The organism is Nocardia sp. NPDC049220, from assembly GCF_040647855.1.
Taxonomy (GTDB): Bacteria; Actinomycetota; Actinomycetes; order Mycobacteriales; family Mycobacteriaceae; genus Nocardia.
The window spans coordinates 551,765-572,081 of sequence record NZ_JBEZDA010000002.1; the positions used below are offsets into that span (position 1 = coordinate 551,765).

A 20,317-nucleotide genomic window follows, 5' to 3' on the forward strand; every position below is an offset into this window, starting at 1 on the left:
TGGGGCGGATGCTCACAGTCGTCGCTGCTCGAATTCTTTCTCGAACTCGGCGTCGTCGGCCTGCGGGGTGCGGAACAGGAACAGGAACAGGATCCAGCCAGCGACGGCGACAAGGATGAAACTCACCAACCGGTACACGAATGCCGCGGCGACCGCTTGCGCGGCCGGCAGGCCAGCGGCTGCGGTGAGACCGTAGATCAGCGTCGCGTCGACGTAGACGATGCCGCCGGGCGCGAACGGGATCGAGCCGACCGCCTTGCCGACGGCGAACGCGAGCAACAGGCCCGCAACGCGTGGATCGGCGCCAACCGCGTAGCAGGCCGCGCCGAGGCAGGCCACGTCGGCGACGCGGTGCATCAGCGCCCACAGCGCGACCAAAGCGCCGTCCCGCTTGCCGAGGTCGACCGATTCCAGTTGGCCGAGCATCTCTGTGATCTTGCCCGCGCTCTGGTCCGGCGGGCGCTTGCGCATCCGGTTGACCAGCGCGAGCAGCCTGCGCAGCAGGGCCTCCAGCGAACCCGGATTGTGCGAGACGTGATTGCCCGCCCAAACCAGCGCGACGACGGCGGCCAGCGAGAGAATCAGCTTGAACGGGCCGATCCGGCCACCGGCCAGCAGTGTGCCGCCGCCACCGAGCAGTGCAAGGCCCACCGCGGCGACCACGCCGGAAAACACCAGCTGCCAGGATGCGACGATCGGGCTCGCACCCCACCGTCTGGTCTGCCGATAGGTGAAGGCGGTGGAGAACACCTGTCCCGCGGGCAAGGTGACCGACATGGCGGTGGCGCCGTAGACCACCGCGACCGATGTGCGCTGACTCACCGCGACGCCACCCGCGTTGAGTAGTTGTTTCTGCACCCTGGCGAAACCGCTCATCGACAACACCTGCAGCCAGATACAGGCCGCCACCCAGCCCCAGTGAATTTCGGTGAGTTTTCGCCACGATTCGTGCAGCCGAGGCCACAGATAGACGCCCTCGGCGACGAGTAATGCCAGCAGGGCGGCGCCGAGCACCCATTTGACCCACCAGAATTTGCCACGGTGGGAATCCGCCGTGGGCGGCGGCGCAGGTTCTCCTGCCATCTCCCCGTTGGCCGTCACGCGGTCAGCCTAACGAACGCGCCGTTTCGACGTCCGCACGGGCGCTTGCGTCGGCCCTGTCTTTCGGCCAGGCCAACAGCGTTTTCTTGCGCCGGCCGCGCAGCTGGACCTCGTCGCCGGTCTCCCACTGGTCCTGCTCGCTTTCCTCGGCGAAATACAGTGCGCTGCCCGAGGCCAGCGTTCGGCCCGGCCGATCTTTGGCCAGTTCGGTGAGCCGGGACGCCTCATTGACCGGATCTCCGATCACCGTGTATTCGAAACGGTTTGCGGCACCGATATTTCCGGCGACAGCAAGGCCCGCGGAAACGCCGATCCCGATATCGAGACCGGGAACTTCCCGCAGAACTCCACGCAGTTCGCGCGCGGCGGCGAGCGCGGCGGTCGGCGCGTCCGGCCGGTCGAGCGGCGCGCCGAAGATGGCCAGCGCCGCGTCGCCGACGAACTTGTTCACGAACCCGTGATGGCGGTCGATCACGTCGACGACGATGCGGAAGAATTCGTTGAGCAGGCTCACCACCTCGGTCGGTGGACGCTCCGCCGCGGTCGCGGTCGAGCCGACCATGTCGACGAACAGCACCGCGACGAACCGGGTCTCGCCACCGAGCTCGGTCCCGTAGTCCAGCGCGCGCTGCGCCACTTCCTCCCCGACGTGCTGACCGAACAACTCTTGCAGCTCACGGCGCTTGGCGGCCTCCTCCATCATTCTGTTGAAGCCGACCTGCAGCAGCCCGATCTCGCTGCCGTCGAAGACCTCGACCTGCACATCGCGCGCGCCGCCCTGTACGCGGTCGATGGCCTGGCTGAGCTGGCGTACCGGGTCGGAGATACTCGATCCGGTAAGCATGGACAGTGCGAGGGCCTGCATGATCACCACTCCGCACAGCAGCAGGATGGAGATGGCCAGCGACTGGGCGGAGAACTTCACCTCCGAGGAGATCTGGGTGACGCACAGCAGCACGATGGCGATGGTCGGCGCGAAGGTACCCATACCCCAGGTCATCGCCATCCTGGTACCGACGCCCGGGGTGAGGGTGTGGTCGAAGGTCCCCTCGGTCAGCGCCTGAGCTGCGACCGGGCGCAGAATGCGCTCGCCGAGCATGTAGGTGAAGCCGAACACGATCGTGGCGGCCATGCATTCGGTGATGATGACCGCGCTCGCCAGCGCAGGGGTGTCCCCGATGATCACGGCCGCGAGGATCGCGCCGCCGATCAGCCACAGGGCCAGATGCAGGATCGCCTGACGCAGCGGTGCGTGCAGCGCAGCCATCTGCTCCTGGCGACTCGGTGGGCCGCCGCGCATCTGCCAGCGCATCACCGGACGCAGCATCAGCGCGGAGGCGGCCATGCTGAGCAGGCCACCGGTCGCGAAGACCAGGGCCGGGATCAGCAGGCCGGTGCGCCGGGCATCGGAGGGCTCGCCTTCGGGAACCGGCAGCCCATACTGGATGAACGCCCACACCAGAACCGCGCCGAAAGCGTTCGCCAGCAGCATCGATGTCAGGTACAGCGGCCAGCGCGTTCGCATGGTCTGTTTGACCGCTTCCAGAGGCGCCGACACGAGGACCAATCTAGCGTTTCGATCACGCGCCGCTGATCGCGGCGCTGCAGGCCCGGCAGCGGCTGCCTCGTCTGCGTCGCCCCCCGGCGCGAACTCGGGACCGTCGCGTCTGATCGGCGGCTGCCGCTATTCGTCGGGCCCTACGCGGAATGCTGGGGACAGTGTCCGGTTGTGCCCGTTAGGCTCACGGAGATGACCGACGCCAAGTCAACTCCAGCGCGCAAGGCCGGCGTCTACCGGCCCGCCGTGCAAGCGGTACACCCGATCGTGCGTGTCGCCGCGGCGTGGGGTTGGCGACTACTCGTGCTGTTCGCGCTGGGGATCGTGCTCGCCGGGATCGTGCAGAAACTGGCGACGGTGGTCATTCCACTCGCTATCGCGCTGCTCGCGGCTGCCTTGCTCGCGCCGCTGGTGGATTGGATGCAGCGGTTGGGAGTGCCGCGCGGGCTGGCGGTGTTCGTCGCGCTGGTCGGGTCGCTCGGTGTGGTGGCGGGCATCATGACCTTCGTCATCGAACAGTTCGTCGACGGTGTGCCGCAGCTGACCGACGAGTTCACCAACAGCATCCATTCGATCCAGGACTGGCTGATCAATGGACGGCTGCATCTGAGCAACGAGCAGATCCGCAACGCGGGCGACACCATCGTCAAGGCCCTCCAGTCCAATCAGACCAGCTTGACCAGTGGGGCGCTCACCACCGCGACGGTCATCGGCGAACTGCTCACCGGGACCTTCCTGACGCTGTTCATCCTCATCTTCTTCCTCTACAGCGGTGACCAGATCTGGGAGTTCGTCACCAGGATCGTGCCCACCGAGCACCGAGTGCGGGTCCGCACCGCGGGGCAACTCGGTTTCGGCACCTTGGTCGGATTCGTCCGCGCGACCGTGGCGGTCGCGGCGGTGGACGCCATCGGCATCGGCACCGGGCTCGCCATCCTGGGCGTGCCGTTGGCGCTTCCGCTGGCCTCGCTGGTATTCATCGGCGCGTTCATCCCGATCATCGGCGCCGTCCTCGCCGGGTTTCTCGCGGTGTTCATCGCGCTGGTGACCAAGGGACTGGTCACCGCCCTGATCGTGCTCGGCATCATCATCGCGGTGATGCAGCTCGAGGGACACGTGCTGCAGCCGCTGCTGCTCGGCCGGGCGGTCAGCATCCACCCGCTCGCTGTGGTGTTGGCGATCACGGCGGGCGTGGTGCTCGGCGGAATCGCCGGAGGTCTGCTCGCCGTGCCGTTCGTCGCGGTGATGAACACGGCGATCAGATCACTGCTCGCGGGCAGCCCCGAGGAACTGTTCCAGGAACTGCGTAGCGAAGACGAACACCGCAAGCTCTATTCGGCCGAACCCGATCGCCCCGAGCCCGGCCGATTCGACGTGGCCGCGACGCTGGTCGAAGCGGCGGAGAAGAAGGCGGACACCGCCTCCGCCCATGCGGAACCCGATGACGGCGCGTCGAAGCGCTGAGCAGCGCTCGGCCGACGTGGCGACCGCGCCGCTGTGGCGGGCCGCCCAAGCGCTGCGGTTGGTGACGGTGTTGTACGCGGTCGGTCAGCAGATCGCCTCGGCGCCTCATTACACGAACCCGCGGCTGAGCTGGGTGCTCATCGCGTTGATGGCGGTATGGTCGGGTGTGTCGGCGATCATGCTGTCGCAGTGGCATTTCCCGGAGGCGGTTCGGTTGCGCGGCTGGGTGGTGACCGGCGACCACGTGGTCGTGATCGGACTGATGGCCGCCACCCGGTTGGTCGCCGACTACGACTGGTATCACGGGCATCAGACGCTGCCGACCACGCTCTGGGCTACCAACGCCGTGATCGGGGCGGCGATTCTGCGCGGACCGATCGCGGGCGTGCTGTCCGGAGCGTTGATCGCCGCGGTGGCGCTGACCGTGCGTGATCAGTGGGGACAGGACGTGTGGACGGACGCGACGGTGCCGGTCCTCGTTTCGGTCGGTTTGGCGCTGGGGCTCGCCGCCAACACCGCGCGCCGCGCCCAAGACCAGCTGGAGCGGGCGGTGCGGATGACCGCGGCCGCCGAAGAGCGCGAACGCCTTTCGCGTGAAGTGCACGACGGTGTGTTGCAGGTACTCAGCTACATCACGCGGCGTGGCAGCGAGATCGGCGGTCCTACCGCGGAACTGGCGCGGCGGGCCGGGGAACAGGAAGTGGCGCTGCGCGTGTTGCTCTCCGAGCAGGCCGATCGCCGCGATTCCGGCGGGGCGGAGGTCGATTTGCGGCCGTTGTTGACCGCGCAGGCCACGCTGGATGTGTCGGTGTCGACACCCGGTAATCCGGTGCACGCGGATCGCTGGGTGGCGAGCGAGGTCGCGGCTGCCGTCGCCACAGCGCTGTCCAATGTCGAACGGCACGCTGGACCGGACGCGAAAGCTTATGTCCTGCTGGAGGATACCGGAGACGAACTGGTGATCAGCGTGCGCGACGACGGGGTCGGTATTCCGTCGGGACGACTGGCCGAGGCGGAAGCCGAAGGACGGATGGGCGTGTCGCGGTCGATCGTCGGGCGGATCGCGGCGCTCGGAGGAAGCGCGGACCTGCTGACCGAGATCGACGGCGGGGTCGGATTCGGCACCGAATGGGAATTCCGGGTGCCGCGGACATGAACTCGCACAGCAGCGAATTGTCGACACGGTGTGCGTGACGAAGTCGAGCGCCGGCGAGGCACCGTATGAGTGAACATCGGAGGGTCACATGACAGACGAGGCGACCGTGACCATTTCGGTGATGGTGGTGGACGATCACCCGATGTGGCGCGACGGAGTCTCCCGCGACCTGACCGAAGCGGGGTTCCAGGTGGCGGCCACGGCCGACGGTGTCGGCACCGCGACCAGGCGAGCCGCCGCGGTGCGACCCGACGTGGTGCTGATGGACATGCAACTGCCCGACGGCAACGGCGTGCAGGCCACCGCGGAGGTGCTCCGGGTGTCACCGGGCAGCCGGGTGCTGGTGCTCTCGGCGTCCGCGGAGCGCGACGACGTGCTGGACGCGATCAAGGCGGGAGCCTCGGGATACCTGGTCAAGAGCGCGTCGGCGTCGGAGTTGATCGCGGCCGTGCGCGCCACTGCCGCTGGCCAGCCGGTGTTCACCCCCGGCCTGGCGGGACTGGTACTCGGCGAGTATCGGCGGATGGCGACCACACCGGCTCAGCCCGACGAACCACACCGGCCCGCGCTCACCGAGCGGGAGACCGACGTGCTGCGGATGGTGGCGAAAGGAATGTCCGCCAAGCAGATCGCGTCGCGGCTCGGACTGAGCCACCGAACGGTGGAGAACCACGTGCAGGCAACGTTGCGAAAACTCCAGCTGGCGAACCGGGTCGAACTGACTCGCTACGCCATCGAGCAGGGACTGGAGTAGCGCCGCAGCAGGACCGGAGCCGGTAGCCGGTTTATCAGGGATTTCCCTGATGTGTCCGTCGTGGCGTGCTCGGTAGTCTCGACGGCATGGGCGGCCCGGAATCGATTCCCGATATGGTCGGCTCCGGCGCTTCCGATGTGGTCGGCTTCGGCGCCGGGGTGGGCGACCGGGACTTGCGCGTCTCGGACGCGGAACGCGAACATATCGGGCAACTGCTTCAGCGTGCCGTCGGCCTCGGCATGCTATCGCTCGGCGAGTTCACCGAGCGAATGGACACCGCGCTGGCAGCGAAGACACGCGGGGAGTTGAATGCCGTGCTCATCGACCTGCCCGGCGTCCGGCTGCGGGATAGGCCCGCCGCCCCGCCCTCGGCGTTGGTGAACTCCTCGCCCACCTTCGGCACGAAGCGGTCGGCGCCGCCGGTGTCCGACTCGAACGCGGCGAGCGATGTCATCAACGCCCGCATGTCCGGGGTGAATCGTCGCGGTCCGTGGCGGGTGCCGCCAAGGCTGTATCTGAACAGCTGGCTATCCGGGGTGACCTTGGACTTCACCGAGGCGATCATGTCGACTCAGGTGGTCGAGGTGCGGGTGGACGATTACTGCAGTTCGCTCACCTTGATCGTGCCCGCCGAGGCCACGGTCGACCTGAACGCGCTGGATTTGATCGGTTCCAGCGTGAACAACAAGGTCCATACCGGGCCCCTGATCGGCCCGTTGCACCTGGTGGTGCGCGGTTGTCTCCGGTTCGGATCGGTCACCGCCAAGCATCCGCTCTCCGCGCACTGGCGCCGGTTCATCGGCCGCTGAGCCGCAGGTCGGATGAGGCTGGCGCCCGGATTTCGCGCGCTCCGCGCGATGTGGCGGACACAGGTCATGTGATCGAGACTCTCGATCGCGAGATCTCGAGTAGATACCGGCCGTCTACCGGGGGCAATTACTCATGCCCGGCAGGGTGACACGACCGAGCATGAAGTTATGACTACCTCTCTCGACCCGGCGCTGATTTCGCGGCTGTCCGGTGAGTTCGCTGTGTTGGGGACACACATGGGTGTGCTCGGGCGGGACCTCGAGTTACTTCGACAGCAGATTATCGCGGGTTCCGTTGCGGCACAGAAGGTTACCGAAGGGCGCGGTGCAACAGCCGCTCCCGCGGCGGCCGGGCCCGCGATGCCCGTTGCGCCAGGCGCGAATTCGGCCAGGGTTGCGACTTCGGCGGTCGGCTGGACTGGGGATCCGGCGTGCGAAAACGCCATGCCGGGTGGGGGCTCCGCAGTCGGTGCTACCGGCCGGCCGGCCGATGCCACCGTGCCACTGCGGGAGCAAACCAGCGCGCGAAGCTCAGCTTGGGCGTCGTCCGACGCGCCGACAGCGGCGGTACCACCGTTTTCACCGCTTCGGCCGGAGTACGCACCGATACCGAGCATGCCGATTCCTGCTCCACCCGAATATGTTCCGCGCTTCGCCCCACCACTCCGGCGGCAGGAGGTTACGGGTGCTCCATGGATGCCTATGCCTATGCCTATGCCTATGCCTATGCATGGAGCGGTGCCGCCGCGGCCGCCTGTCCCGCCGCATGTGCGGCCGCGCGAGCCGCGCACACCGTGGTGGCAACGGGATGGGGTGATCAGTCGGATTTTGGCAGTGGCCGGTATGGCGGTGACCTTGATCGGTGTGGTCATGTTGCTAGTGCTCGCCGCGCAGGCGGGCTTCTTCGGGCCGGTGCCGAGGGTTGTCGCCGGGGCGGTGTTCTCGGCGGGACTGATTGCCGCGGGTGTGCGTGTCGTCGGGCGGACCGGCGGGCGGGTCGGCGGTATCGCCGTGGTGGCGACCGGTGTTGCGGGCGCGTATCTCGATGTCATCGCGGTGACTGTGAACTACCACTGGCTGCACCCGGTGCTGGGGTTCGCGGTGGCCCTCGGTGTCGCGGCCGGAGGCGTCGGGTTGGCGATGCGGTGGCGTTCGCAGCCGCTCGCGGTGCTGGTCGTGCTCGGTGCTGCGGTGCTGTCGCCGGTGCTGACAACGCGTCCGGTGCTGCTCGCTTTTCTGATCGTGCTCCAATTGGTGTGCGTGCCGGTGCAAGTGGCGCGGAATTGGCCTTACCTGCATGCGGCTCGGACCGTGCCCGCCGCGCTGGCGACGTTGGTATTCGTCGCAGGGGCGGTTCTCGATACTCCGGCGGGGGAACGGGTGTGGCTGGTCACCGCCGCCGCGATGGTCGCGCTGGTCGGACTTGCCGGGACGATCGTCGTCGTGCGGCGCAGGCCGACCGACGTCGCCGCTTCGCTGATGACGGCGGTGGCGACGGTGCCGATGCTGATCGCGCCAGGGATGTACCACGAGCGGTTCGACGCGGTGATCATCGCATCGACCACCGCCACGGTGCTGCTGATGGTCGCGGCGATCGCCATAATGCCGAAACTGCGGGAATACGCGCGAATTCCGGGACACACGGCAGTGGTCACCGCGGTGGCGGGTTCGATCGCCGCGGTGGAGGCCTGCGTCGGCGCGACCAGGCCCGCGACCCTGCCCCTTGCCTTGTTCCTGCTGGCGCTGGTCTTCCTCGGAGTGGCGGGCCAGCAGCGGTCCCGAGGCGCGGCGGGAATCGGCTCGGCGTTCGTAGTGCTCGGTGGATGCACCCTGTTGAACATCGCGGGTCCGGGAATCCTAGCTTCGCGGAATCGTTCGGAGGTGAACCTCGGCATGGCGACCACGCTCGGCGGGGTACTCGCGCTCGCGGTGCTCGCGGTGGCGCTGTGGTGTGCACGGCGGCTACCGGGCATGGTATCGGGCAGTGCGGTGCAGTGGATCGCCGCGAGTATCGCCGGGCTCTACGCGGTCACCGTCACGGCGGTGTCCATCGGCGTCGCGACCGGAGCGCCGAAGGGGTTCGTCATCGGCCACAGCGCTGCAACAGTCCTGTGGATGATCGCGGCAACGGTGGTGTTGCTTTTCGGATTGCGCAAACTCGCGGCCGTCCCCACTGTCGCGAAACTCGCCCTCGGCTCGGGGTTGTTGGTCGCCGGGGCGGCTGTGGTCAAGCTGTTCCTTTTCGATCTCGCCACGCTGGACGGACTTTTGCGTGGCGCTGCCTTCATCGCGGTCGGCGTGCTCCTGCTGCTCGTCGGCACCCGGTATGCGAGGGCGTTCGCCGAGGCGGGAGCCGACAGTCGATCGGAGGATGACGCCGATTAGCTGCTCAACGGAGTGATCGGTGGATCGCTGCGCTGGTGATGTTGCCAGATGGTTGTCACGTGCGGAGGCGTCGTGGGGCACGAGCGGCGCCGGTCAACGCGGCATAAGCGTTGTCCTGGATTGCCTTCGACACCGCTCAATAGAAGGGGGTTACCGGATGCGGCACGGCGTTGGCGATCGAATCTTTCAGCGCGGGCAGGTAGGGAAACCTCGCGATCAGCGATGGTTCGTCGTACAGCGAGGCCCGAGTCGGGGGAGTGGCGCTGTCCGCGACGATATGTTGGGCGCGTCCGCACTGATCAGGTAACGCAGGAAGTCCAGTGCGGTGGCCTTCTGCCTGGAGAAGACGCTGATCGCCGGGTTGTGGCCGCCGAGGGCAGAGGCGTCGACTCCATCCTTGCCAGGCAGCTGCGCGACCCCGAAGTTCCCTTTACCAGCGAGGAATCGCCCTGCGCACGCCGTAGAAGGTCGGCCAGGTACGCAGGAACAGCAGTTTGCCCTGAGCAAAAGGCTTACTGGCTCTCCGCCTCCTTGAACGAGATGGCTTCCTTCGGGATGTCGTGGTTGTTGTAGGCGTCGACGAGCATTTGCAGCCGGGCGCGCGCCTGCGGGCTGTGCACCGTCGAGGTCTTGCCGTCCGGGCCGACGAAGGAGCCGCCGAAGGTATTGATCACTTCGGCGGCGTTCACGGTCAGCCCCTCGGAGGAAGCGAATTGTCCGGGAGCTGCCTGATCATGCCCGCTACCCGGGCAGGCATTCGTGAACGCCGCCGTCAACACGATCACCGTAACTGCCACTCGGAAAGTCGAGAACCACGAACCGGCCTTGACTCGCGACATCAGTTGCCTCCAATCGGTCGACCGCCGGAAGGCGAAAGGTACCGAGGGACAACTCGGTCTCCCACGCGCGGCGCGAGACCGGTTACACAACTGGGGTTTTGACGAACAGCGCATCCAACAGGCCACTACCGGTACCGGTGATGACCGAGACGAGTTTTTGTTCCCCGGCGCCGCTGAAAAACTCACCAGCGCAGTGAAAGTCGTGCGGTCGCACGGAAATCACGCTCAGGTTGCAGCCCGAAAATCGTGAGTCCGTCGCGCGGTCCGATCACCGGCACATTACCGTTCGGTGCTGTCGCCCGATGGTGTGGCGGTCCTGCGCTTGTCGGGGTGCGTTCAGTCCCGGTCGCGGCGGCGCAGCAGCTCGTTCACGCTGACCGTGCGTCCGTCATCGTGGTGGCGGCCCTCTCCGGGCCTGCCGATGTCGCGGCGGGAGGAACGGAGTTCGGCCATCCAACTCTCGATGCTGCTGCGGGTGGTGTTCGGGCCGGATTCGCCCGAATCTCCGCCTTCTGCCGTGGCGTGGTGGCCGGGGGCATCGTCGGGGGTGCCGGGTGCCAGTGGCCGGGGCTCGGGTGGTGATGTGGCCGGGCGTGGGGCTCGGCTGACGGGCGGGGTCTGCGCGATGTTCGACTCGACCGTCGGGACCTGCGCGAGGCCGGCCAGTGGCGACGAGTCCGGCCCAATGGTCGACCACGGGCGCGGCTCGGGAGCCGAGCCCATGGTCGGTGCGGGTGGCGGGGTCGGACGCGGTTCGGGTGGTCGCCCGCCCGGCACGCCGGAGCGCGGACCGTTTTCCGGGATGGCCGCCGAGGGCGCGTTTCCGCGCGGTCCGTTCGGTTCCCACATCGGACCGGCGGGCGGAGTCGGCCGTTGACCTGTCGGGCTGTGCGGCATCGCCGAACCTGACAGGTCGCGCTGGTCAGCCTGTTCGGGTGGCGCCGCACGCGGCCCGTTCGGTGTCTGCGGAAGCATGGGCCGTTGCCGAAGCGGATCGCCCGGTCCGTGCAGGGAATTGCCGGTTGGCCGCGGCCGTGCCGGATCGAGCGGCGGCGGCGCCTGCGGTGCGGGCGCTGCGGGCGGCGGTGTCCGGTCCAGCCGTCGGGTCGGTGCCTCCGCCTCGATCTCCGCGACGGTGCGTGGCTTGCGCCTGCGTGGCATCTTGTTGGCGTCGGCGATCGCGGGGATCTGCATGGTCACCGGGTCGGTGATCGGCGTGGTTTTGACCAAGTCGACGACCTCGCCGCCGCCGACGCGCTCGTCGTCGAGAATCGGCTCACCGAGCCCGATCTTCTCCTGCACCTTCTTCATCCAGGCCGGCGCCCACCAACAGTCGTCGCCCAGCAGTTTCATGGTGGCCGGAACGAGCAGCATGCGCAGCACCGTCGCATCGATGAACAGCGCGGCGATCATGCCGTAGGCCATGTACTGCATCATCACCAGGTCGGAGAAGGCGAACGCGCCGGTGACGACCAACAGGATCAGCGCGGCCGCGGTGATGATGCGGCCGGTTTGCGCGGTTCCGATCCGGACCGCCTCGGTCGTGCTCGCGCCCATGGCGCGCGCCTCGACCATGCGTGACATCAGGAAGACCTCGTAGTCGGTCGACAGACCGTAGATGATCGCGATGATCAGCACCAACACCGGCGACATGATCGGCTGCGGCGTGAAGTTCAACAGGCCCGCGCCATGACCGTCGACGAAGATCCAGGTCAGGATGCCCAGGGTGGAACCGAGCCCCAGCGCGCTCATCAGCGCCGCCTTGATCGGCAGGACCAGCGATCCGAACGTGAGGAACATCAGCAATGTGGTGACCAGTAGCACCACCGCGATCATCAACGGCATCCGGCCCAGCAGCGCGTCGATACTGTCCTTCTGGATCGCCGGTTGGCCGCCCACCAGCATGGTGACGCCGTCGGGTAGCTCCATCGAGCGCAGGAACTCGATGGTCGGGTCGGCGTTCTGCGAGTCGGCCAGCGCCGCTTTGGTCTTGAAGATGGTGCGATCGTTCGGCGCGGTATTGGGCGGGTAATCGAACTCGCCCGCGAGCCCCGGCGCCTGGTTCGCGTCCTTGACCACCTTGCCGACGGCGGGCGTCAGGGCGGTGCTATCGATCTTGAAGACCAGTTCGATCGGGTCCGACTTGCGCAGTGGGAAGACGCTGTCGAACTGTTTCTGTGCCAGTCGAGTCGGGTTGTCGGGCGGCAAGTAGCGCTCGTTGATCCCACCGAACTGGAGATTTTTGACCGGGATGATCAACAGCAGCAACGCGATGCACAGTGGGATCGCGATCTTGAGCGGATGCTTCATCACCCAACGGGTGGATCGGCCCCAGATCCCGTTCTCCACCTCCTCGGCCGTCTTCGTCTTGCGGAACCGCTTGAAGCCGAACATGTCGACGCGTTTGCCGAGCACGCTGAGCATGGCAGGCAACACCGTGATCGAGGTCAGCGCCGCCAGCGTGACTGTCGCGATGGCGCCGTAGGCCACCGATTTGAGAAAGCCCTGCGGGAACAGCAGCATGCCGCCGAGGCTGGCGACGATCATCGTCGCGGAGAACACCACAGTGCGTCCCGCCGTCATCACTGATCGGCGTACGGCCGCCTTGGTGGCATATCCCTCTGCCAGTTCTTCGCGGAACCGGCTCACGATGAACAAGCCGTAGTCGATGGCCAGGCCGAGGCCGATCATCGAGACGACCGGCGAGACGAACGAGTTCACCTCGGTGAACTCGGTGATGAAGCGGACGATCCCCCACGCACCGATCACCGTGAGACCACCGACGATCAGCGGCAATGCGGCCGCCACGATGCCGCCGAAGATGAAGAACAGCAGCACGGCCACCGCCGGAATGGCGAGAATTTCCATCCGCTTCTGGTCGTCGGCCATGGTGTCGTTCAAGGTGCCCGCGACTGCCTGCAACCCGGCGACCTGCACGTCGACGCCCGGAATGTAGAAGACGTCCTTCACCTTGCGGTAGTTGCGCACCATATCGGTGTCGTTGTCGCCCTTGATGGCGATCGAGGCGAAGGCGTACTTCTTGTCCTTCGAACCGAAGACACTGGTCTGGGCGAACGCCTCGTCGGTGCGCCAGTACGTCCCGTTGATCTTGGTGATCTCGTTCGGGTGCTCACGCGGCAGACTGTTCAGGTTGGCGACGATCTTGCTGCTGAAGGCAGGATCGTCGACAGTCTTCCCCTCCGGGGCCGTGTACAACACGATGACGTCCGAGTTGTGATCCCGTTCGAACGCCGCGTCCTTGATCTGGGCCGCTCGCGCCGATTCCGAGGTTGGATCATCCCACCCGCTGGAACTGAGATGGTCTTCCAATCCGAGGCCATAGCCGCCGAGAGCCAGTAGCCCGGCCACGACGATTCCGATGGTGGCGAAACGCAGCCGATAGACCAGATCGCCCCAGCGTGTGAACACTAAGCGACTCCTTGGGCGGGGCGAGAGGTGAGCAGTGCCGACAGCGGCCGGAACGGCTGCAGCCAGGCACCCTCGTCGGGCAGTGAGTCGAGGCTGACCCGGGGCAGCGGTTCACGGAACACGCCCGGGATGTCCTCGAGGTCGATGAATTCGAGAGTATCGGATGTTACGGCCCAACTCGCATGCTCGCGGAAGCCGAGCACCTGAACCGGCACGCCGCTGGCGGCGAGTTCTTCCAGCGGCTCACGAAATGCCTGGCCATCGGCCGAGGCGACCATGATGCCCGCCAGCCCCGGACCACGGCTGCGCAGCGCGATGTGGCCCAGCATGTCGGCGTCGACATCGGAGTCCTCGTCGATCTTGGGCTTCGCGAACACCGCGTAACCGACATTGCGCAGCGCCTCGACCCACGGCCGAACGACATCGGCGGTGCCGGGCGCGATATTGGTGAAAACGGTGGCTTCGGGTTCGACCCGGTGCGCGCTGCCCACGGACAGTTCGGCGGTTCTGGCCAGCAGCCAGCGGCCCAACGCGTCGAATCTCGGGCGGTAGGCGGCGGTCGGCCGCCCGCCCAGAATGGCGCCCAGGCCCATGTCGAGGTTCGGGGCATCCCACACCAGCAGGACCCGGCGCACGTCCGGCGCCGCGCCGCCGATGCCTTCCGTTCCGGCTCCCTGCACCTCCCCGGCAACATCGACCACTTCGTGGGCCATCTCACTGACGCTCATCGGTCGATCTTCCCCCATATGAGCTCCGTGATGGCGCTCCCGGCGCGATGCGCCTTGCCTTCGAATTTCGTGACCGGCCTTTCGAAGCCGATCGGAGCGGTTGCGCGATGCTCCGCGCTGACCCCTCCCGTGGTCTCATTCAGTCCTCTGAACAGCGGCTCTGCCATGCCGACCTGATAGATGTGCTCGGCGTACCCAGCATGATCGGTCGCGACGTGCAGTACGCCGCCCGGCTTCAGACGATTCGCGATCAACGCCACAGTGGCCGGCTGCAGCAGTCGCCGCTTGTGGTGCCGCGCCTTCGGCCACGGGTCGGGGAAGAAGACGCGCACCCCCGTCAGCGAGTCTGTAGCAATCATGTTTTCCAGTACGTCGACCGCGTCGCCACGCAGCAGTCGGATGTTCTCGATCCGTTCGCGCTCGATGCGTTGCACCAACTGGGCGAGGCCGGGTTGGTAGACCTCGATGCCGATCAGATCGAGGTGCGGTTCGGCCTGTGCCATCGCAGCTGTCGCGGTCCCCGTGCCACAACCGATTTCGATCACCAGCGGGGCCTCGCGGCCGAACCAGGCGGCCTGGTCCAACGGGGTGTCGGCGACTTCGCGGCCGATCGTCGGCCACATCCGGTCCCAGGATTGCTGCTGGGTCGGGGTCAGCGCACCACGGCGCGACCGGAAACTGGTGACCCGTGGGTACAGGCGGGATCCGGTCTTGCGTCCGCGATCAGCCGGAGCCGAGGTTGTGGACGGCGGACCCGGAACTGACTCGGCAGTATGGTTCGCGGCGTCGTTCACGGCGTCCATTGTCCAGTATCCGGCCGCCGGTGCGGCAATCGGTCGCGCGCGGATCGCTGAGCGGGAGGTCAGGCGGCCCGCGCGGGGGCGATCTTCGCTGCGGACGCGTGTTCCTGGCGCAGCGGACGACCCAACGCGATCTTGCCGACGGTCACCGCCATATCCAGCAGCCCGCGCACGCCCGCGGGCGAGGCCGCGACCGACCAGACCGTCGAGTCCTTCTGGTCGCTCAGCGGCTGCCCGGCGATTCGCGCGGCCAGCCAGTCCAGGCTGAGCGGGGTGGACAGCGGCAACAGCGAGAAGTGCTCGCTGAGCCGGTCGCGCAAATATGTCACCGTCGCGCCGCCGCGGCGGTAACGCTCCACCTGCCCGTCGATGCCGTCCACGTGGATGACTTGGTCGTGCACCGGCTGTACCACGAGCAGTGGACAGGCGGGTGTCGTGTTGCCGAGCCGTAGATCATCGAACATCGCCCGCAATTCCGGCGTGTCCAGCACCTCGGTGAGCGGGCGGCACAGGAAGTCGTCCACCTTCTTGTTGGCCAGCCCGAGGATCGCGCCGAGCGGTGTGGCGTTCTCGGCGCGGACGACGAAGCGGTGGCCGTCCGCCGTCAGTTCGTTGTCGATCACCGTGGCCAGGGCGGGGTACAGCCTGCGTAGCGCGGCCATGACGATGGCAGGCAGGCCCGCGTAGGCGGTGCCGTTCAAGCGGTCGAACACTTGCCGTGGGTCGCCGACCGGCGCACCGAGCACCGCGCCGACGATGTCGAGTTCCGGCGCGTAGGTCGGCGCCATCTCGACTGTCCACGAACTGGCCATGCCGCCGCCGGAATAGCCCCACACCGCCACGGGGGTGTCGGGGCCCAGTCCGAGCGGGCCGAACCGCAAGGCAGCGCGGATGCCGTCGAGTGTGCGATAACCGGGCTCGCGCGGGGCGCCGAAGTTTCCGTGCGGGCCCTCATGGTCGGCGATGGTGACCGCCCAGCCCCGGCGCAGCGCGTTCGCGACGATCAGCCATTCGAATTGGGTGATCGAGCCGAGCGCGCGAGCGCCGTGCCGCAAGGCGTACGACGGTGAACACCTCTCGGTGACGGCGTCCATCGCGGTTTGGAAGGCCAGCAGCGGACGGTTCTCGTCCGGCTCCGCGCCGAGCGGCAGCAGGACCGTGGTGATCGCCGCCTCCGGGGTGCCGTGCAGGTCGCAGCTGCGGTACAGCAGCTGCCAGGCCGAGACCCGTTGCGGGACGACACCGAACAGTGCCAGCTCGATCTTCCTGCTGCGCAGGATCGTGCCCGGTGGTGTGGCCGCGAACCCCTTCGGAGGCCGGTGGAACGGATCCGCGCTGGGCAACATGGGCCCGTGCCCCGCGGCCGCGGCGGGCTCGGAATCGACAACGCAGGTAATTTCCGCAGTCATTGCACCCTCCGCGTCGTAATCCATCGTGGTTCGTCGCCCGGTGATCGTCGCCCGGTGATCGTTGCCCATTCGAGACCTTAGGTTGCGTTTTGATAACGGCCCCGAACATCTAGGAGGGTAAACGACCGACCACGGGTCTGGGAACCCCCTGGTATCAGCCCCGCCGGTACTAAAATTCACCTATGAACAGACCGGCAGTGTTCATCACCGGGGCGGCGGCCGGTATCGGTCGGGCTACCGCGTTGTATTTCGCCGCGCGGGATTATCACGTCGGGGCATACGACATCGACGAGGTGGGCTTGACCAGGCTTGCCGCCGAGGTCGACGGACGCGGCGGCAGCTTGCGCACCGGCGTGCTGGACGTGACCAGTGCAGCGCAGTGGGCGCAGCGCCTCACCGAGTTCCACGCGGAGGTCGGACGGCTGGACATCCTGGTCAACAACGCGGGTATCCTGCGCGCCGGCCCGTTCGAGTCCGTCGATCTGTCGACGCATCGTGCGATCGTCGAGGTCAACCTGGTCGGCATGTTGACAGGAACCCATTGCGCCTTCCCGTACCTGCGCGACACCCCGGGGGCCCAGGTGGTCAACCTCTGCTCGGCCTCGGCGATCTACGGCCAGGCCGAACTGGCCAGTTACGGCGCGACCAAGGCGGCGGTCAAGAGTCTCACCGAAGCACTCGACCTCGAATGGGAGCGCCACGATATCCGGGTGATCGCGATCTGGCCGCTGTTCGTGGCCACCGCGATGGTGGCTGGTATGGAAACCGGCACGACGAAGTCCCTGGGCGTGCGGCTGACCGCCGACGATGTCGCCGCGGGGATCTGGGATGTCACGCGCAAGCGTTCCCGGCTGCCGAGGGTGCACTATGAGATCGGCGCGCAGGCGAAAGTACTGGCGACTGTTGCCAAATATGCGCCGAACTGGGTGGTGCGGACCGCGAACAAGTATTTCAGCGGCAGCTGAACGGTCGAGCCGGACCATCGCCCCGGCCTCTGACAGAATTGCGCACCGTAAAGGGGGTGCGCAGATGCCGACAGCCACCGAATCCGACGGGCCGCCGCGGGGAAGTGGCGTACCCACGGGCGACCACGACCAGATCGACAAACTGCTCGCCGAACTGCGCTTCGGGACCGGTTCGGACGCGCAGATCGGATACGCCGCCGCGGCGGTCGTGCGCGCCTGGCGTAAACCGCCGCGTATCCAGGTGACCGGTCGCGCGCACGCGGGACGGACCACGGTGCTGCACGCGCTGGCGCTGATGTCCGCCGTGGAGACCGGGCCGGTCGATGAGCCAGGACTGCCCGATCCGGAGTTCGACGCCGACATCGTCATCTACGTGTTGGCGGCTACGCCCACGCCCGCCGATCGCAGAGCCCTCGCCACGCTGCCACCGGAGCGCACGATCGCCGTGCTGAACAAGGCCGATGCGATCGGTACCCGGTGGGGCGATGCGGTGGCGGCGGCCGAGCAGTTCGGCACGGAACTCGCGATCCCGGTCTTTCCCGTGGTGGCCTCACTGGCCGTGCGCACAAGGACCGGTGTGCTGACCGGCGCCGAACTCGCCCTGCTGCGCAAACTCGCGACCGACGCGGACCCGGCACTGGTGCTTTCCCCGGATCTGTTCGTCGCGCCTGGTCCGGAGGTCGCCGAACGTGAGCAGTTGTTGCGGCACTGGGATCTGTACGGCGTGGTCTGTGCTTGTGCTGCCCTGCGCGCGGACCCGGACCTCTCGCCGCAGGCACTGCTGCACATCCTGTACGCCGCGAGCGGAATCGAAGCACTGCACCAGAAGCTGCATCAGCGCTACGAACAGGTCTGTGCGCTGCGCGGCGGCGAACTTCTCGATGAACTGACCCGACTTGCCGCCCGCGCGGTGCCGGGCCAGGTCGATCGTGCCCGCGACATGCTGGAGGCCTACCTCTTCGATGACGACGCCCTCTGGCTCGGGCTCTGTGCGGGGCTCGCCCGGCCCGAGGTCGCCCATCTCGCCGCGGGCTATCCGACTCCGGCGCCTTCTGATGCCGACGACGCGCTGGCCCGTGCGGCACGCTGGCGTGCGGTCGTCTCCAGCGACATGCCACCCGCGGCCCGCCGCGCCGCCCTTCGCGTGCACAACGGCTACGTCAGGCTATGGGAACGGATGAGCGGTGCCGGTCTCTGAGCCGCCGGAACCGAGGGTGCGCCGCGCGGGCGAGGGTGGTCGCGATGCGGGCGAGGGCATCGAACAGGCACGCGGTCTGTCCGCAGGCTTCGACCCGGTCGAGCGGACAACGTGCGCACTTTCGCCCGAGATCGAGGCGGTGGTGGCTCGGTGGAATCCGCAGGGTACGGCGCTGCTGCGCGCGGTGCACGGGTCCCGCGCCGCGAACGCTGTCACGCTGATCGGTCCCGACGATGTCAACACCACGCTGTTGCGGACCGAATTGGCACGCTTCGAACCGCTTGTCGAATTGTCCGAGCCGCTGACCGATCCGACTGCGGCGGTCGAGCCCCCCTCGCCCTCGACCCGGGTGCCGTCGGTGGTCGCGCTGATCCTGCTGGACGCGGGCACCGCCCTCGGCGGTGACACCTTGAGACTGATCGGCCGACTGCGCGCCGACGGATCGCGGATCCTGCTCGCGATGAACGGTATCCACGCCTATCAGGACTGGCGCGCGGTGCGCTCGCGCAACCTGGACTTGTTGGCCACCCACGGAGCGGCCGACTTGGACATCACACCGGTCTCGGCGCGGCTCGCGGTCGCAGCCCGCACCGAGGGCGATGCGGGACTGCTCGATCGGTCCGGCCTCGGCGCGTTGCACACGGAACTGACCGCGGCGGCCTCGGGCGTCGGCGCGGCCAGTGGCGACCGACTGGCGGCACTCACCCTTCGGGTTCTGGCCGAAACGCGCCAGCGTGTGGTCGAGCAGGTCTCCGCGTTGCGCTCCGGTGCTGAATCGGCGCAGCTGCGGGAACAGCGGGCGGTGCTGCTCGCGGGCCGCGACAGCGGACACGCCACCGCGATGTCGACCCTGCGTGGTCAGCAGCATTTGGCCAGGGTCGATCTGATGACCGAGATCGGCGCGCGGGTTCGTGCGCTGCACGCCACCGCGCGTGCCGAACTGGATCGGTTGCGCCGCGCCGAACTCGTCGGCTACCCCGACCGGCTTCAGCAGACCGTCATCGAACTGACCGGCGATGTCGACCGTGCCGTCGACCACCGTCTCGCCGAACTGTGCGAGCGAATGGACGGCGGTGGCGTACCGCCACTACGGCGAGATCCGGCGCCGCGGGTCGGCCCGGATCTCGAGCCGAGACACCGAGGTGTCGAAGATCACCTCGTGGTCGCACTCGGCGCGTCGGCGGGTGTCGGCCTGGGTCGCCTGCTGGTTGCTCCCCTGTCGTTGGTGCCCGCGCTCGATGTCGCGAGCGTTCCGGTCACCCTGCTGCTCGGTGGCGGCGCCGCGGCCTGGGTGGTGCGGGCGCGCCAGCAGCTCTCCGATCGAGCACATATCCGGCAATGGGTGTCCGACGCGTTGGTGAATGTAAAAGCGCAGCTCGAGCAGCGGGCGGCGACCGCGCTCGTGGAAACGGAGACCGCGTTGGCCGATCGCGTGGTTCAAGCAAGCACCGCGCGAATGATCGACACCGACCGCCGCGTCGCCGAACTGGAGACCAGGTTGCGGCGGATGGCGGCCGAACAGCCGGGACAACTTGCCGCATGCGAGCGCGATATGCAGGTCATAGATCGCTGGATCTCGCTCGGTGAAGTGGGTTCGCGAATGGGTACACAGTGAGGAACCCGATTCCGTACTGGTCGTCACATCGCGTTAATCTCTAATCAGGAACTTGGGCGTCCGCTAAGTCCTGGTACGCCGCCCACCCCGGGGCGCGCTTTCGACTT

15 protein-coding genes are annotated in these 20,317 nt (G+C 67.4%); 8 read left to right on the plus strand and 7 right to left on the minus strand.

Features of this window, described 5'->3' with window-relative positions; all coding sequences use genetic code 11:
* Positions 1–12 precede the first annotated feature (12 nt).
* Entirely contained in the window at positions 13–1,101 is a 1,089-nt protein-coding gene (locus tag AB0C34_RS09635; RefSeq protein WP_357069331.1) for a YbhN family protein, read from the minus strand.
* 4 nt (positions 1,102–1,105) lie between these two features.
* Complete coding sequence (locus tag AB0C34_RS09640) at positions 1,106–2,626, minus strand: adenylate/guanylate cyclase domain-containing protein (RefSeq protein ID WP_357070108.1); 1,521 nt, start codon at positions 2,624–2,626, stop codon at positions 1,106–1,108.
* Positions 2,627–2,851: 225 nt separating this feature from the next.
* Here AB0C34_RS09640 and AB0C34_RS09645 point away from each other — a divergent pair, with 225 nt between their 5' ends.
* The 5 genes from AB0C34_RS09645 to AB0C34_RS09665 all read left to right on the plus strand — a co-directional run bounded on the left by AB0C34_RS09645 (position 2,852) and on the right by AB0C34_RS09665 (position 9,227).
* A complete protein-coding gene (locus AB0C34_RS09645; protein ID WP_357069333.1) occupies positions 2,852–4,123 on the plus strand; it encodes an AI-2E family transporter in 1,272 nt (423 codons plus the stop codon).
* Positions 4,101–5,279: a DUF5931 domain-containing protein gene (locus AB0C34_RS09650; protein WP_357069335.1), complete on the plus strand. Its 1,179-nt coding sequence runs from the start codon at positions 4,101–4,103 to the stop codon at positions 5,277–5,279. The genes AB0C34_RS09645 and AB0C34_RS09650 overlap by 23 nt, the downstream gene beginning before the upstream one ends.
* Positions 5,280–5,367: 88 nt before the next feature.
* Positions 5,368–6,033 (plus strand): response regulator transcription factor, encoded by a 666-nt coding sequence (locus tag AB0C34_RS09655; protein WP_357069337.1) that lies wholly within the window; start codon positions 5,368–5,370, stop codon positions 6,031–6,033.
* A gap of 158 nt (positions 6,034–6,191) precedes the next feature.
* Positions 6,192–6,842, plus strand: a complete 651-nt coding sequence (locus tag AB0C34_RS09660; protein WP_357070110.1) for a DUF1707 domain-containing protein — start codon at positions 6,192–6,194, stop codon at positions 6,840–6,842.
* A 720-nt stretch (positions 6,843–7,562) separates the two neighbouring features.
* Positions 7,563–9,227: a DUF2339 domain-containing protein gene (locus AB0C34_RS09665; protein WP_357069339.1), complete on the plus strand. Its 1,665-nt coding sequence runs from the start codon at positions 7,563–7,565 to the stop codon at positions 9,225–9,227.
* 512 nt (positions 9,228–9,739) lie between these two features.
* Here AB0C34_RS09665 and AB0C34_RS09670 read toward each other — a convergent pair.
* The 5 genes from AB0C34_RS09670 to AB0C34_RS09690 all read right to left on the minus strand — a co-directional run bounded on the left by AB0C34_RS09670 (position 9,740) and on the right by AB0C34_RS09690 (position 16,432).
* Positions 9,740–10,066, minus strand: a complete 327-nt coding sequence (locus tag AB0C34_RS09670; RefSeq protein WP_357069341.1) for a hypothetical protein — start codon at positions 10,064–10,066, stop codon at positions 9,740–9,742.
* 336 nt (positions 10,067–10,402) lie between these two features.
* Positions 10,403–13,495 carry an MMPL family transporter gene (locus tag AB0C34_RS09675; protein WP_357069343.1) on the minus strand — a complete coding sequence of 1,031 codons (3,093 nt, stop codon included), beginning with the start codon at positions 13,493–13,495 and terminating at the stop codon, positions 10,403–10,405.
* Entirely contained in the window at positions 13,495–14,223 is a 729-nt protein-coding gene (locus AB0C34_RS09680; protein ID WP_357069345.1) for an NYN domain-containing protein, read from the minus strand. The genes AB0C34_RS09675 and AB0C34_RS09680 overlap by 1 nt, the downstream gene beginning before the upstream one ends.
* Positions 14,220–15,026: a tRNA (guanosine(46)-N7)-methyltransferase TrmB gene (gene trmB, locus AB0C34_RS09685; RefSeq protein ID WP_357069347.1), complete on the minus strand. Its 807-nt coding sequence runs from the start codon at positions 15,024–15,026 to the stop codon at positions 14,220–14,222. Before trmB ends, AB0C34_RS09680 begins: the two co-directional genes overlap by 4 nt.
* 59 nt (positions 15,027–15,085) lie before the next feature.
* On the minus strand, positions 15,086–16,432 hold the full coding sequence (locus AB0C34_RS09690) for a lipase family protein (RefSeq protein WP_357069349.1): 1,347 nt from the start codon (positions 16,430–16,432) through the stop codon (positions 15,086–15,088).
* 182 nt (positions 16,433–16,614) lie between these two features.
* Between AB0C34_RS09690 and AB0C34_RS09695 the strand changes: the two genes are divergently transcribed.
* From AB0C34_RS09695 to AB0C34_RS09705, 3 genes are all read left to right on the plus strand, one after another.
* Positions 16,615–17,397 (plus strand): SDR family oxidoreductase, encoded by a 783-nt coding sequence (locus tag AB0C34_RS09695; RefSeq protein ID WP_357069351.1) that lies wholly within the window; start codon positions 16,615–16,617, stop codon positions 17,395–17,397.
* A gap of 64 nt (positions 17,398–17,461) precedes the next feature.
* Positions 17,462–18,595: a hypothetical protein gene (locus AB0C34_RS09700; RefSeq protein WP_357069353.1), complete on the plus strand. Its 1,134-nt coding sequence runs from the start codon at positions 17,462–17,464 to the stop codon at positions 18,593–18,595.
* Entirely contained in the window at positions 18,582–20,210 is a 1,629-nt protein-coding gene (locus AB0C34_RS09705; protein ID WP_357069355.1) for a hypothetical protein, read from the plus strand. The genes AB0C34_RS09700 and AB0C34_RS09705 overlap by 14 nt, the downstream gene beginning before the upstream one ends.
* Positions 20,211–20,317: the final 107 nt, after the last annotated feature.